Origin of the sequence: Corynebacterium aurimucosum ATCC 700975 (assembly GCF_000022905.1) — a bacterium.
GTDB classification, from domain to species: domain Bacteria; phylum Actinomycetota; class Actinomycetes; order Mycobacteriales; family Mycobacteriaceae; genus Corynebacterium; species Corynebacterium aurimucosum_F.
In genome coordinates, this window is record NC_012590.1 from 1,012,406 (window position 1) to 1,026,130 (window position 13,725).

A 13,725-nucleotide genomic window follows, 5' to 3' on the forward strand; every position below is an offset into this window, starting at 1 on the left:
TAGTCGTAGGCGAGGGGCAGTGCTTGGCGACGAGTCCCTGTTAAACGGGGATAATTTTGCGAATTGTGAGATTTTTGGGAACTTCCTAGCAATGGGGAGCGTTGATCCTAGTGAAATGAAAGACAAGGCGGCCTCGAGTGGCCGCTTTTTAGAGAAAGACTGTGAAAGGAATCGGGATTCGCGTGCGTTCTAGCAACCCCGTCATGAGTTCCCTCTCATCCAGCCAAAGCCAGACCCAGGTTAACCCCTACGGTCAGAACGACAATCCGTTTAACCAGGGAAATCGTAGCGCCGATCGTCCACTGACGGTTGATGATGTCGTAACCAAGACTGGTATTACTCTTGGTGTCATTATCGTTATGGCCGTACTCAACTTTGCCATCGGTGAGTTGGTTAACCCGGGTATTGCCATGATCCTTACCTTGGTTGGTGCGCTAGGCGGTTTCGTTACTGTCCTCGTCTCGACTTTTGGAAAGAAGTTTGGCTCTGCTGCGGTGACGCTGATCTACGCCGTGTTTGAGGGCCTTTTCGTGGGCGGATTCTCGCTCATGTTCGCCGGCGTCTCCTTCGGTAATTCCGATGGCATGGCGCTCATTGGTCAAGCCATCATGGGCACCGTCGGTGTGTTTATCGGCATGCTGATGGTCTACAAGACCGGTGCGGTCAAGGTCACCCCAAAGTTCAACAAGATCATGTTCGGCCTTATTGCCGGTGTGGCAGTGTTGGCACTGGGTAACATGCTGGGTGCTATTTTCTTCGGCTTCAATCCGCTGCGTGACGGCGGCATGCTTGCCATCATCTTCTCGCTCGTCTGCATCGTCTTGGCTTCGCTGTCCTTCATGACGGACTTCGACCAAGCTGATCGCCTCATCCGTCAGGGCGCTCCGGCTCAGTACGCCTGGGGTATCGCTCTTGGTCTGGCTGTGACCTTGGTCTGGCTTTACACCGAGATTCTCCGCCTGCTGAGCTACTTCAGGGACTAATTAGTCTCATAGCGCTGTTGCGAACCGGCGGCCGACACCACAAACTTTGTGATGTTGGCCGCCGGTTTCTTTTGTGAGCCGTCGAGAAGTTTCTATTGGGCACCTCGCCGGTTATTGCCGGAGTGTTCTCTCTGTCGCCTCAGTACTAAAAACCGCCGGAGCTAGCCAGCGGTTAGTACAAATGTTCCTGAAGTCCTGTGTGTGATTGTGTATCAATTCCATCCGGCACGTTAGTCATCTTCCCCGCGCGACGTGGATTACCATCCAGTTAGTTATGCTTGTGAAGCCGAAGGTTCTCTTGGTGGCTATGGGCGAAATGTTCGATTTATCGAAGATTGAAAGTAGGAATTCGGGGGACCGGTGGGGCACCGCTCGTCCTTCGGCATTGATGTGACTGCTGCTAAGCCGCAATATTGCGTTGCGGCGTCGTTGTATTCCCCTGGCTGTCGGTGGAGCTAGCTGGGCTTTTATGTCGTTCTTGAGATGTTGCCGAGTGTGGGCGTGTGAGGTGTTTGGCTCCCTGCTTTCGTATTGGAAAACGACACCCTGAAGTTGACAGTGTTGTAATTAGGGGACCCCCACTTGGTTATAATCGGCAGCTCGGTCACATGTGGCTCACTGTCAGCATCCAAGCTTCTTACAGGCTATGACCAGCGACTATTTATAAAAGTTCTATTAATGGCATCGAATAGTTGTTCTGTCTGGAAATATTGCACGAACTTTATTTGGGGCTGGCGCGACATCTTGATAATTCTCAGGCATTCTGGTCGCAGAATGGGGTTGCCCGCAAATCGTGGACACGTAGTGGAGCTACCTAGTGGTTAGGCAGCTATTTCTTTTCTGCTGTTGATTGCGCCGGCGTGGTTCTCGAAGTCGACGGGGCTGACCATTCCGAGTGCAGAGTGCCGGCGCCGACGGTTGTAGACGACTTCAATCCAGTAGGCAACAGCCTTGCGTGCAGCATCACGGCTCGCCCAGCGCTTACGGTCGTAGAATTCAGTCTTTAGCGTCGACCAGAACGACTCAGCCATCGCGTTATCGAAGCACACACCAGTACGCCCCACAGACTGAGCAATGCCCAGTCTGCTGCAGACCTCCCAGAGCTTCTCACTGGTAAATTGCGTTCCGCGGTCAGCGTGAAACACCAGCCCATCAGGAACATCACCGCGCAGTGTATGCGCCATCCGCAGGGCCCGTTCGACCAAACTTGTGTCTTGCACGCTATCCATAGCCCAGCCCAATACCCTGCGGGAATGACCATCGCGGACCGCGCACAAATACAGCCAGCCCTCACCGGTGCGAAGGTAGGTAATATCCGACATCCACACCCGGTTGAGCTCACCAGTATCAAACATGCGCTTGACCAGGTCAGGAAGACTCGACTTACGCTTGGCTTGGATTGTAGTCACCGGGACAAAGGCACGCGGTGAAATCCCTTCAATGCCCATCATGCGCATCCGCTTCGCCACAGTCTTACGGTTAAGCGAAATGCGGTAGCGCTCGGCGAGCTCTGCGGTGATCCGCGGAGCACCATAAACCTCATCAGAGTCTTTCCAAATCTGATGAATCTTACGGTCAACATCATCGTAAAATGCTGCCCGATCATCCTTTCCGGATAGTCGTTTCTGCTGCACATGGGCCCATTTGTAGTATCCAGACCGAGATACTTTTAATAGTCGTGCCATGCGCTTGATGCTGTAGTTCGCCTTCTCCTGCTGCATTAGTTCGAACTTTTCTGCTCGCGTTGCTTCGCGGCGAAGAAGGCTGTCGCTTTTGACAAAAACTCGTTATCCATCTTGGCTTCCGCCAACTCACGGCGCAGACGAGCATTCTCAGCACGAAGATCAGCCTCACTCATCCCATCCGAGGCTCCTCGGCGTTCACGCTCTAGTTTGACCCACCGGCCTAAAAGCCCGGCGGAAACACCAATCTCTTTAGCCACATGGGCAATCGGGCGCTCTGACTCGATTACCAGGTTCGCGGCTTCACGCCGGTACTCAGGCGTGTACTTCTTGCGCTGTTGACTCACAATGAACATCCTCTCTTACGGACACAAGATCCGTACAAATAGGGTGTCCACTAAACGAGGGTAACCTCAAGAAGCCGCTCGAAGCTTTCAGCTTCAGCGAGGGGCTTCTGACAGTCAGGAAAGTTGGTTGAAGGGAAACCATGAAGCGAATCGGGGGCCTAGTGCTGATGGCGGTTTGTATCGGGGTGCTGTCAAACTGTGCATCTCCGCTAGGTCTAGGTGCTCGCGACCATGGTGATAATCCGGGGGACTTTCACAATTTTCCTGGCGATAACACCGGCGGTGGCTCAGGGGACTCGGGGGTCGCTGATGCCACCGCCACGAGGTCGCGGGAGGACCAGGCTTCACGCGGCGAGCCTCGTGCGGGAGGTGGGGTGCTGCCGCCGCTTGGTGAATTTGATCGTACGGTGCCTGGATTCCAAGTATTTGATCCATGTACCACGGAGACTCAAGCAGTGTTTGAAGACTTGGGTTTGGTGTCTACTGGTTCGGTTAAACGCCAAACTGGATATCGGTCTTGTCAGTTTGAGGCGCAGGATCAGGGTGGAAGTAAAGCAAGCGTGACTGTGGCGTCAAGAGATTTCACTATCTCTGAGGTTCGCTCAGCGTTCCCTGACGGGGTGGAGGCGACTGGAGAAGAAGCCAAATCAATCTATCTTGTTGAGGAATCGTTTATAACGAACGCGACCTGCACTGGGTATATGGAGACTGTACAGGGGACGATCTCAATCTCTTGGACGAACTTGTCCGACGCTATTTCGATAGCAGATAACTGTAAAAACGTTGAAAGGTTAGCAAGCGCCGCTATCTAGTTTGATGGGGCTCGGGGTAAGCGATGATTATTAATCAAGAAAATTTAAATCAAGAAGTCGACGCAATTAACAATCTCGGTCAAAATCTGTCTCTGGCCACGCAAAGGGTGCATAGCCCTCTAGATGGAGGCTTCTCCACGGTTACTGGCCTAAGTGAAGTTGGTGCAATTCATCAGCGTGTGCTGGCTACGGATCCGGGGTCGGCGCGCAATTCCTTGGAGGGGTTTAGAGGGCAGGTGTCTTGGCTCGGGGAGGCACTCCAAACTGAATTAGCAAGCTTCGAATCACAAGACGAACTCACCAGCCGGGGTTTGGATGTTGCTGATGCTGGCGGGGGAGGCGGGGCATCGTCGATGCCGATAGTGTCACAACCAGACCCGGGCTACAGTCCGTTTGGATTTACTGTTCCAATCGTGGATCCCGGCGCGTCGATTATGGGCCTGGCATCGAATTTGTTCAGCACACGCTTCTGGGATGTCTCAGAAGCCAACGCACGGTGGGGAGCGCTGAGCGGGGAAGTCGCCGATATCGTCGCCGGACTTGAGCGCTCAGCCGCGTCCTTGGAATCGGAGAATGACAGCGAAGCTACTACTCGTGCGGCACAAAAGATTCGTGAGGTCGCGCAGGCAGGAACACACTTCATAGCTAATGCAAATGTTATGCAGCAGAAGCTATTTGGCTTCCAAGCGCAGCTAGTAAACGTGCAACCCGAAGCCATTGCCCTGGCATTCGAGGTTGCAGCGATTCCAGATCCTGTTGCACGCGCAGCCGCTGAAAGGGCAGCATTGACCTATATGCAGGGTGTTCTGCAGCAGCAGGTGATTTCGGCTATGCCGTATCAGCATGCACTCATGGATGCGGCACCACCCAGCGGTGGTGGGGATACCAGCACGCATTTTGGGGCGGTCGCGGGCGACGGAAACCGGTACAACACAGATGGGGTTGCCTGGCCCCAAAAGATCGCTGAAGCAATACAGAGTGGCGCTGTGGGGCCTGGGTCTTTTGATGTCGCAAATGGTCAGATCCAAGGGCTTGAAGGCGTCGGGATGGGCCCTGAGGATATCGCGAAGTTTCATGGAGAATTGCAGAACCGTGGGCGCGGTATTCTTAGCGACCTTGGCTTTGGTGAGGCGCTGGCACCCATCGATGCAGCCGAGGTAAACACATCGGCCGCTAGTGCGGGAATCGGGGCTCTTAACCCGGTTCATGGCACGATGACAGGAGCCACGACTGCCCCGGGCGGTGCGCCCTATGCGGCAGGTGGTCTCAATGGGTTGGGATCAGTCGGTCTCGCTGAAGGACGTGGAAGCCAGCTTCCCGGAGGAATTGCGGGACTCAATGGTCGTTTGCCGGAGGCATCAGCGAATCCAACCACATCCGCGGCGGGCTTGGGCGGTTTGAATTCTTCTTTCGGCGGGCCCCAGACCGGAACACACCCGGTACTCGGTGGCCTTCCAGGGGCGGGAACAGGGGCTGGTCAGCAGAGGGAAGGGCGGGCGTCGCTAAGCAGCAGTGGCCTCCTGGGCAGTAATGCAGGCAGTGGCGCCGTTGGTATGGGCGGCGTGGCTGGCCCTGGTGGCGCTGGTGCCGTTGGCAACGCCGGTGGTGTCGTGGGCGCTGCCGGCGGAGCGCACGGCGCGAAGTCGGGTGTTGGCAATGCGCGCGGTGCAGGGATGCGCATGATGCCCCTGATGGGCGGAATGGCACGCGGCGGCGATGGTGAGCGTCGGATCAAATCCGTTACGACGCAGGTGGAGCGCGACCCCAACCGCCGTGACTTGCTCGGCGAAGCGCCTGCGGTGTTGCCGGGAGTCATTGGGGATTGGGCCCGCGAAGAAAACTAGGGGCATGTGGTTGAGGGTGATTGCCCTCAAATGCTAAAAGCGGCACCCGACTATTCGGGGCGCCGCTTTCGCTTCAAGTTACCGCAGAGTCTACTGCTGAACCGGGGCAGTGGTGTATCCGGCCGGAGCAACCTCGGTGCCAGCAACTCCAGTCTCAGCAACCTCGGTCTCAGCCGCTGCTTCGGAGGATGCGGCAGCACCAGAGCCAGGGGCCTCACCAGTGAAGGTGGCGCCAGTGTCAACCTTCTCGGTGGAATCCTGCTCGCTCGGCGGGTGGCAAGCGGCGAGGGTGAGACCAGCGGAGAAAACCAGACCAGCGGCAGCGAAACGAGTGAACTTCTTCATGGGGATAAAACTCTTTCTCAGAAAAACGGTGACCTAAGAGTAGTATAAATTAGGACTTGCGCGGAGTTGCAGCCTTTGCGGAATCATAAGGCGCAGCAGAGACAACCGTCACCGACAAGGTCTTGCCGTTCGGCGCGGTGTATTCGCGGGTCTCGCCCTCGGCAGCACCCAGGAGAGCGGCACCCAGCGGGGACTGCTCAGAGTAGGTCTCCAAGTCCTTGTTGTCGGAAGCAGCAGCGCGGGTACCAATGAGGAAGGTCTCGCGGTCCTCCTCGTCACCGTTGTAGTAAACGTGGACGACCGAACCGATGTGGGCAACGCCCTCCTGGACGGCGGTGCGCTCGGTGGTGGAGTTAGCCAGCACCTCGGAGATCTGCTTGATGCGGGCCTCTTCCTGGTCCTGCATCTCGCGTGCGGCGTCATAACCCGCGTTCTCCTTAAGGTCACCCTCCTCGCGGCGCTCATTAATTTCCGCGGCGACGACCGGGCGGTGGTCAATCAAGGCCTGCAGCTCGGCCTCGAGCTTGGCCTTGGTTTCCGGGGTGATGTATTGCTTCTGCTGCTCAGCCATAGTGCAACCTTCCGTATACGGTTTCTAATGAACACTTTTATTTCTCAAAGAACGGGCGCAAAAGTGCAGGTGGCGCGGCCCATTCAGAACGCTCAACATACTAGCACAGCTGGGCTTTTAGTTGTCGGTCGCCTCACCCGCTGTATCCATAGTGCTGGTATCTAGATAAGAAGGAATATTTCCAGAACAGCCGTAGACGCCACCGGCGACAGCCGGGTGATTGGTGGGGATGTCCACAGCGACGCGCTGGGCGGACTCACCGCCGGCCGGCACGGCAATTTCGCGGCGGCCGACCTCCGCTTTGGCGTAGTCAAAAGCCTGCACGATGCAATAAGCAGGTTCTTCAACGCGGTTCCGTGTGATGTCTACCCAAATGCGCATGGAGTCATCGGAGAGGATCTCGTGTGTGACATAGGATATATCTGCGTTGACCTTCTGCTGGCCGCGGAAGTACTGGACACCAAAGACGATGGCTGCGACGAGCATCCCTAAAAACACCAGCACCAGTGCCCGGTTGGTCCATGAGCCTCCCGTGAGCGGAGAGCTGTTCGTGGAGCCGTAGCGAGACTGTGAACGTGCGGAGCGAGAAGCAGGTTGGGCGTCAGACATGAGTCTGATTCTATCCAACGGTCGCGACGAAGTTACTATCCACTAGACTGGGCGTCTGTTTAAAGAAGCAATGTAGGGAGATGTAGCACCCAGTGAGTACAAAGCGCCTTTTGGCTATTCACGCGCACCCTGACGACGAATCCTCGAAGGGTGCGGCGACAACCGCGAAATATGCTGCGGAAGGGGCGGAGGTCCTCGTCGTCACCTGCACCGGTGGTGAGCGTGGGGATATCATCAACCCAGCCATGGACCGCCCTGGTGTCCTCGAGAACATGGGCAGTATTCGTCGTGAGGAAATGGCGGAAGCGGCTGCTGCTTTGGGCGTGCAACACCGCTGGCTTGGACACGTGGACTCGGGCCTTCCCGGCAACCCACTTGCACCTAATATTAAGGACCTGCTCCCCGATGGCTGCTTTGCTCTCAAGGAAGATGATGAGGTAGCCCAAGAGCTGGTGGAGATTATCCGTGAGTTCCGCCCTCACGTCATCATTACTTATGACGAGAACGGCGGCTACCCGCACCCGGATCATCTCATGGTTTACCGGGCGTCTATGTTGGCGTGGGAAAACGCGGGCGATGCCGCGTACCACCCAGAATTGGGGGAGCCGTGGGAGCCGCTGAAGCTTTATTACACGCACGGCTTTGTGTATCAAAGGATGAAGATCTTCCACGACCTCCTTGTGGAAGAGGGAAAGGTGAGTCCCTACGAGCCGATGCTCGCGCGGTGGGATACCGCCTTCGGTGACATTATGGCGCGCGTGACCACGCAGGTAGAGTGCGCGGACTACTTCCAAAACCGTGAGGACGCTCTCCGCGCTCACGCCACCCAAATTGATCCGGCCGGTGCCTTTCTTGCGACGCCGGTGTCTGTGCAACAGGAGCACTGGCCTACGGAGGAATTTGAGTTGGCTAAGACCCGCGTTTCGACGGCGCTGCCGGAGGATGATTTATTTGCGGGAATCCCGGAAGTAGGGGAGGCTTAAAACATGAACGCTTTGTACTTCGCGGCGCATGACGTCGCTCTGCTCGCCCAGGGGAGCCAAAGCGGGCCGGTAGGACCAGAGTTCGGTAAGGCCTCACCCATCGGTTTGCTCATCCTTGCCCTGATGGGCGTTGCCGTCCTCTTTGCAGGCTGGAATTTTCACCGCCGCTACTCACGTTTCCGCCGTCGCACCATGTTCGCGCAGGATCACGGCATTGATCCTTTCGACGATGAGGCGGTCGATGCGGCAATGAAGGAAGCCGGCATTCTCGATAACAGTAAGAAGTCCATCTTTTAACGCAGAGGACGTTTCCCCACCGTGAAGTTCCTAAGCCAGCTCCTATACCCCCTGTATGAGGCGCGTCTAACGCGTGAGATTAAGAACAAACCGCAGCCACGCCACGTGGCAATCATGGCGGATGGCAATCGCCGCTGGGCGCGCGAGGCGGGCTTTACGGATATTAGCCACGGTCACCGCCAGGGAGCGCGGAAAATTAGTGAGATGATCTCTTGGTGCCAAGGCACCGACATTGAGGTCGTCACTATTTACCTGTTGTCGACGGAAAATTTGAAGCGCAGCGAGCAGGAAGTGCAGCTGCTCTTTGACATCATTTCTGATGTTGTCACGCACCTCTCCCAGGGTGATCTGGATTGCCAAATCCGTCTCGTGGGACACTTGGATCTGCTCCCTGAACAAGTTACCGCCAAAATGCAGTGTGCTGCTGAAGCCACGGAGGATCATCAGGGCGTCATCGTTAACATCGCGGTGGGCTACGGCGGACGTCAAGAAATCGTCGACGCCGTGCAGAGCCTCATTCGCAGCGAATCCGAAAAGGGATTGAGCGCGGAGGAGATCGCGGAAAACGTGACGGCAGAGGCCATCACCGGCAACCTCTACACCAAAGGTTTGCCGGACCCCGATCTTGTGATCCGCACCTCCGGTGAACAGCGTCTTTCCGGCTTCCTTTTGTGGCAGGCTGCTTATTCGGAGATTTGGTTTACAGATACCTATTGGCCTGCTTTCCGCCGGGTAGACTTCTTACGCGCCTTGCGCGATTATTCTCAGCGCTCGCGCCGCTTCGGACGCTAAGCTCAGGTCGCTGGCTACAGCTTGCGCATCCGCACCCGATCTACCAAGTGGTGTGAGCCCTTGCGCAGAACCAAGGAAGCGCGCACCCGGGTGGGCAAAATATTCTCAATGAGATTGGGCAGGTTGATGGACTGCCAGATTTCACGGGCCTGCACGTAGGCTTCCTCATCCGTCATGTCCGCGAAGGAGGCGAAGTGCGCACCTGGTTCGCGGAAAGCGGTGTGCCGGAGCTTGAGGAAGCGGTCAATGTACCACTTTTCAATGTCGTCGACTCGGGCGTCCACATAAACAGAGAAGTCGAACAGGTCGGAGACCATGAGGGTCGGGCCTGTTTGCAGGACGTTGAGGCCCTCTAAGATGAGGATGTCCGGCTGCCGGACCTCCTGAAATTCCCCGGGGACGATGTCATAGGACACGTGCGAGTAGAGCGGGGCCGTGACTAGGGGTTTGCCCGATTTAACATCGGTAACAAAACGCATCAGCGCGCGGCGGTCATAGGACTCGGGGTAGCCCTTGCGCTGCATCAGCCCGTGTTCTTTGAGGTAGGCGGTGGGGTAGAGGAAGCCGTCCGTGGTCACCAAGTCGACCTTCGGGTGGGATTCCCAGCGCTCAAGGAGTACTTGGAGCAGGCGTGCTGTCGTGGATTTGCCCACGGCAACAGAGCCAGCGACGCCAATAACGAAGGGCACGTGCGTCGGCGGATTACCTAAGAAGGCTTCGGTGGCCGCGGTGAGTTTTTGTCGGGCCTCCACCTGCATATGAATGAGACGCGAAAGAGGGAGGTAAACCTCTGCTACCTCGGTGAGGTCGATGCGGTCACCGATGCCGCGGAGTTTTTCCACCTCGTTTGCCGTTAGCACCTGTGGCATGGATTTACGCAGGGCACGCCACGTATCACGGTCAAAATCGAGGTACGGGCTCGCATCGGTCATTCGCGCCATGCCGACTATTGTCGCACTGCATCAGGCACCTAGTGCAATTGCCCCGAATGAAAAGATTCCTAGAGGCCCCCGCGCGGGGGATGCGGGCGTTAGGATGTAGAACTAGCTTCGGCGATTTCTAAAGCCGGTGGTGTTGTGCTGCGAGCGGGCACTGCTGGCGATCTTGACCATCTTTAGGAAGGGACACCACGCTTTCATGACGACTACGAACAATTCAGACGTGCGCTACCAGGAGATGCGCGATCTTGACCCCGAGGTCTTCGATGCTATTTCCGGTGAGATTGCTCGTCAGCGCGATACCCTCGAGATGATTGCTTCGGAGAACTTCGTCCCCCGTGCGGTTCTGCAGGCGCAGGGTTCTGTTCTCACCAACAAGTACGCAGAGGGCTACCCGGGACGCCGCTACTACGGCGGCTGCGAGCACGTCGACGTCGTGGAGGATCTGGCCCGCGATCGCGCTAAGGCGCTGTTTGGCGCTGATTTTGCCAACGTCCAGCCGCACTCCGGTGCCCAGGCCAACGCTGCGGTCCTGGCTTCGCTGATCCAGCCGGGTGACAAGATCATGGGCCTGTCCTTGGCGCATGGCGGTCACCTGACCCACGGTATGAAGCTGAACTTCTCCGGCAAGCTTTACGACGTTGCCGCGTACGAGGTTGACCCGGAGACCATGCGCCTCGATATGGATAAGGTGCGCGAGCAGGCTCTGGCAGAAAAGCCGCAGGTGATCATTGCTGGTTGGTCCGCCTACCCGCGCACCATCGACTTTGAGGCTTTCCGCTCCATCGCCGATGAGGTCGGCGCCTACCTGTGGACGGATATGGCGCACTTCGCGGGCCTCGTGGCAGCTGGTCTGCACCCCTCCCCGGTGCCGCACTCCGATGTTGTGTCCTCCACCGTCCACAAGACTCTTGGTGGCCCGCGCTCTGGACTTATCTTGGCCAAGCAGGACTTTGCCAAGAAGATCAACTCCAACGTCTTTCCGGGCCAGCAGGGCGGACCGCTCATGCACGTTATCGCGGCAAAGGCTATCGCCCTCAAGATTGCGGCCACCGAGGAGTTCAAGGAGCGTCAGGAGCGCACCCTGGAAGGTGCTCGCATCCTGGCTGAGCGCCTGACCGCTGAGGATTGCACCAAGGCAGGTGTCGACGTCCTCACCGGTGGTACCGACGTGCACCTCGTCTTGGCGGATCTGCGTAACTCCGAGCTCGATGGCCAGCAGGCGGAGGACCTTCTCCACGAGGTCGGCATCACCGTGAACCGCAATGCGGTTCCGAATGATCCGCGCCCGCCGATGGTTACCTCTGGTCTGCGCATTGGTACCCCGGCCTTGGCTACCCGCGGCCTCGACGCGGCGGCCTTCACCGAGGTGGCCGATGTTATCGGTACCGCACTGGCAAACGGTAAGAACGCGGACGTCGCCAAGCTGCGCGCCCGCGTGGAGAAGGTCGCCGCGGACTTCCCGCTCTACGACGGCCTCGAAGACTGGAAGCTGGTCTAAGCTTCCGAACGCTCCTCAGCGTGAGCTTTCCGGGCGGCCTCGAGCCACTCGGGCATTGCGCTGAGGAGTTCTTTAATTTCCGCGGTGGTGAGAGGGCGGTCCATCTCGTTCTTCTTCAGCGCGGTCACGGAGATCCCCAGCTTCTGTGCCACCACTGGGCGCGGATGCGGGCCCTCGCGGCGTAGGGTAGCGAGCCATTCCGGCGGATTCTCCTGCAAGTCGCGCAGTTGCGCGTGGGTTACTGCGTTGGCTTGAAACTCCTCCGGGGTGGCCGGCAGGTAGATGCCCAGCTTCTTGGCCGCGGTTTGCGCGCGCATGGCTGTACCGGAAGGCTGCTGGGTTTCGTTGGTCGGGGTTTCACTATTCGGGGTATCAGTCACGCTCACCACGCTAGCAGCACCGTAGTATGAGGTGCATGCTCCGCCTTGTCTTTGCCACTGGTACAGAACCCGGTAAGTGGTTTCGACGCTACCGTGACTCGCACTCTCCCGAGTCCCTGGTGACCGTCGACGCCGATGATGCGATGGCGGCACTTCTCGCACATGAGGCAGACCTTGCGCTGACCCGCCTGCCAGATCCGCGGGTTGATGACGGCTTCCATGTGGTTCGTCTTTATGTGGAGGCGCCTGGTATTGCGGTGCCGAAAGACTCGGTCTACGCCGAGGTGGGGGAGGACATTTCACCAGAGGATGTCGCAGAAGAGATCGTGAACTTCCGGATTGCGCAGGACGGCAGCGTCGATGTTTCCGCGCTACGCACCGCCCTCCAGGTCGTGGCAGCCAACGTGGGCGTGGCCATCGCGCCTCGACCCCTGCTGAAGGTGCTGAGCAAGACACAGGTAGTCGCACTTGGGCTAGAGGACCCTTCCGTTGCGCGCACGGAAATCGCTTTGGTGTGGCGCCGAGAAGATGACGGCGATGAGATTCAGGATTTCGTCGGGGTGGCCAAGGGAAGGACGCGGAATTCCTCCCGCAATACTGCTGAGAAGCGCAGCGCGCGCGACAAAGCAAAGGCTAAACAAGAACGCAGAAAGGCCCAAGGAAAGTCTCACAAGGGCTCGATTTCCAAACCGTTACCGAAAAGATATAGGGGCTCTCAACAGCGGAAACGTAAATAAAGAAAGCTCTTTGTTGTCAAATCATAGGTTGGATGGTGGCAAGACATGCTGGCTCTGCCTACGGTGGGCTTCGTTCTCAACAAAAGTACTTAGAACAGTGCTCAACTAGAAGAGAAAGGCTTAAGAATGAAGAAGATGACTCGTCGTTTCGCTGCTGGTATCGCCGCCGCCACCCTGTCCCTGGGTGTCGTCGCTTGCTCGGATGCTGAGGATGCCGCTAAGGAGGCTGGCGACGCCGCACAGTCCGCCGCGTCCGACGCTACGGATGCTGCTGGCTCTGCCGCTCAGGACGCTAAGGATTCCATGAAGGATTCCGAGTCCGCCGATCCTTCCGACGCTGAGGGCGCAGAGGATGCTGACTCCTCTGAAGCAGATTCTGCCGACTCGGAGGGCGGCGCCGAGGGCGACAAGGAGAGCGTATCCACCGCCAACGGTGATGTAGAGGTTCCTGCTGACTTCGCTCAGGCCATCAAGGAGAAGGCTGCTGAGTGGGGTGCCCCGGAGTCCATCGAGACCACCGACAAGGGCAGCGTTGCGACCTTTGCCAAGGACAAGCTGCTGGCATTCGCTGAGGGCGAAGGCACCCAGCCGATCATTGGCAAGATCGCCGAGACCTGGAACGAGGAAGGCGGCCTTGAGAGCAAGGTCGGCCTGCCGACTGCCCCGGAGCAGGCCGAGGGCAACGGTTGGGTACAGGAGTTCACCAACGGCACTATCTCCTGGCTGCAGGGTGAGTCCGGCGAGTACGAGGCCACGATCAACTAAAGGCTTAGCTCATATGTAGCGGGAATAGTCACCCGTTGAGCTTCTAAGACAGGCTCCGCACTGATAGAACGGTGCGGAGCCTGTCGCTGTTTTCCATGGTCACGGCTTCGCTAGAGAATAAACCGCTTCTAACTCGTGG

General features: G+C 57.6%; 15 protein-coding genes. 9 read left to right on the top strand and 6 right to left on the bottom strand.

The features are described 5' to 3' along the window. Nucleotides 1-182 precede the first annotated feature (182 nt). A complete protein-coding gene (locus CAURI_RS04840; protein ID WP_010187374.1) occupies nt 183-983 on the top strand; it encodes a Bax inhibitor-1/YccA family protein in 801 nt (266 codons plus the stop codon). Between the two features lie 821 nt (nt 984-1,804). Here CAURI_RS04840 and CAURI_RS04845 read toward each other — a convergent pair. Next, a protein-coding gene (locus tag CAURI_RS04845; protein WP_157860598.1) for an IS3 family transposase occupies nt 1,805-3,021 on the bottom strand; the annotation gives its coding sequence in 2 pieces (ribosomal slippage) (nt 1,805-2,760 and nt 2,760-3,021; 1,218 coding nt in all). Nucleotides 3,022-3,179: 158 nt separating this feature from the next. On the opposite strand from CAURI_RS04845, the gene CAURI_RS14270 reads away from it, so the two are divergent. Together CAURI_RS14270 and CAURI_RS04865 are read left to right on the top strand one after the other, a co-directional pair. Further along, nucleotides 3,180-3,824 carry a DUF3558 family protein gene (locus CAURI_RS14270; RefSeq protein WP_420805236.1) on the top strand — a complete coding sequence of 215 codons (645 nt, stop codon included), beginning with the start codon at nt 3,180-3,182 and terminating at the stop codon, nt 3,822-3,824. Nucleotides 3,825-4,237: 413 nt separating this feature from the next. Beyond that, nucleotides 4,238-5,668 carry a hypothetical protein gene (locus tag CAURI_RS04865; protein ID WP_157753237.1) on the top strand — a complete coding sequence of 477 codons (1,431 nt, stop codon included), beginning with the start codon at nt 4,238-4,240 and terminating at the stop codon, nt 5,666-5,668. Nucleotides 5,669-5,758: 90 nt separating this feature from the next. Here CAURI_RS04865 and CAURI_RS04870 read toward each other — a convergent pair whose 3' ends face one another. The 3 genes from CAURI_RS04870 to CAURI_RS04880 all read right to left on the bottom strand — a co-directional run bounded on the left by CAURI_RS04870 (nt 5,759) and on the right by CAURI_RS04880 (nt 7,193). Continuing rightward, nucleotides 5,759-6,013 carry a hypothetical protein gene (locus tag CAURI_RS04870; protein WP_010187369.1) on the bottom strand — a complete coding sequence of 85 codons (255 nt, stop codon included), beginning with the start codon at nt 6,011-6,013 and terminating at the stop codon, nt 5,759-5,761. 49 nt (nt 6,014-6,062) lie between these two features. After that, nucleotides 6,063-6,584 (bottom strand): transcription elongation factor GreA, encoded by a 522-nt coding sequence (gene greA, locus CAURI_RS04875; RefSeq protein ID WP_010187368.1) that lies wholly within the window; start codon nt 6,582-6,584, stop codon nt 6,063-6,065. Nucleotides 6,585-6,701: 117 nt separating this feature from the next. Further along, complete coding sequence (locus CAURI_RS04880) at nt 6,702-7,193, bottom strand: DUF4307 domain-containing protein (RefSeq protein WP_010187367.1); 492 nt, start codon at nt 7,191-7,193, stop codon at nt 6,702-6,704. A gap of 92 nt (nt 7,194-7,285) precedes the next feature. Between CAURI_RS04880 and mca the strand changes: the two genes are divergently transcribed. The 3 genes from mca to CAURI_RS04895 are packed head-to-tail and all read left to right on the top strand — an operon-like array spanning nt 7,286 to nt 9,265. Next, nucleotides 7,286-8,176, top strand: coding sequence for a mycothiol conjugate amidase Mca (mca, locus tag CAURI_RS04885; RefSeq protein WP_010187366.1), 891 nt, complete (start codon nt 7,286-7,288; stop codon nt 8,174-8,176). Between the two features lie 3 nt (nt 8,177-8,179). Then, a complete protein-coding gene (locus tag CAURI_RS04890) occupies nt 8,180-8,473 on the top strand; it encodes a hypothetical protein (protein WP_010187365.1) in 294 nt (97 codons plus the stop codon). A 21-nt stretch (nt 8,474-8,494) separates the two neighbouring features. Further along, entirely contained in the window at nt 8,495-9,265 is a 771-nt protein-coding gene (locus tag CAURI_RS04895) for an isoprenyl transferase (RefSeq protein ID WP_010187364.1), read from the top strand. Nucleotides 9,266-9,279: 14 nt separating this feature from the next. Here CAURI_RS04895 and coaA read toward each other — a convergent pair whose 3' ends face one another. Continuing rightward, on the bottom strand, nt 9,280-10,206 hold the full coding sequence (coaA, locus tag CAURI_RS04900; RefSeq protein WP_010187363.1) for a type I pantothenate kinase: 927 nt from the start codon (nt 10,204-10,206) through the stop codon (nt 9,280-9,282). A gap of 196 nt (nt 10,207-10,402) precedes the next feature. Here coaA and glyA point away from each other — a divergent pair, with 196 nt between their 5' ends. Then, nucleotides 10,403-11,704: a serine hydroxymethyltransferase gene (gene glyA / locus CAURI_RS04905; protein WP_010187360.1), complete on the top strand. Its 1,302-nt coding sequence runs from the start codon at nt 10,403-10,405 to the stop codon at nt 11,702-11,704. On the opposite strand, the gene CAURI_RS04910 is transcribed toward glyA, so the two are convergent. After that, nucleotides 11,701-12,021, bottom strand: a complete 321-nt coding sequence (locus CAURI_RS04910) for a DUF5997 family protein (RefSeq protein WP_174878619.1) — start codon at nt 12,019-12,021, stop codon at nt 11,701-11,703. The two genes, glyA and CAURI_RS04910, sit on opposite strands and share 4 nt — an antisense overlap. A 98-nt stretch (nt 12,022-12,119) precedes the next feature. Between CAURI_RS04910 and CAURI_RS04915 the strand changes: the two genes are divergently transcribed. After that, a complete protein-coding gene (locus CAURI_RS04915) occupies nt 12,120-12,821 on the top strand; it encodes a LysR family transcriptional regulator substrate-binding protein (protein ID WP_010187357.1) in 702 nt (233 codons plus the stop codon). 135 nt (nt 12,822-12,956) lie between these two features. After that, nucleotides 12,957-13,586, top strand: a complete 630-nt coding sequence (locus CAURI_RS04920; RefSeq protein WP_236660834.1) for an LGFP repeat-containing protein — start codon at nt 12,957-12,959, stop codon at nt 13,584-13,586. Nucleotides 13,587-13,725 lie beyond the last annotated feature (139 nt).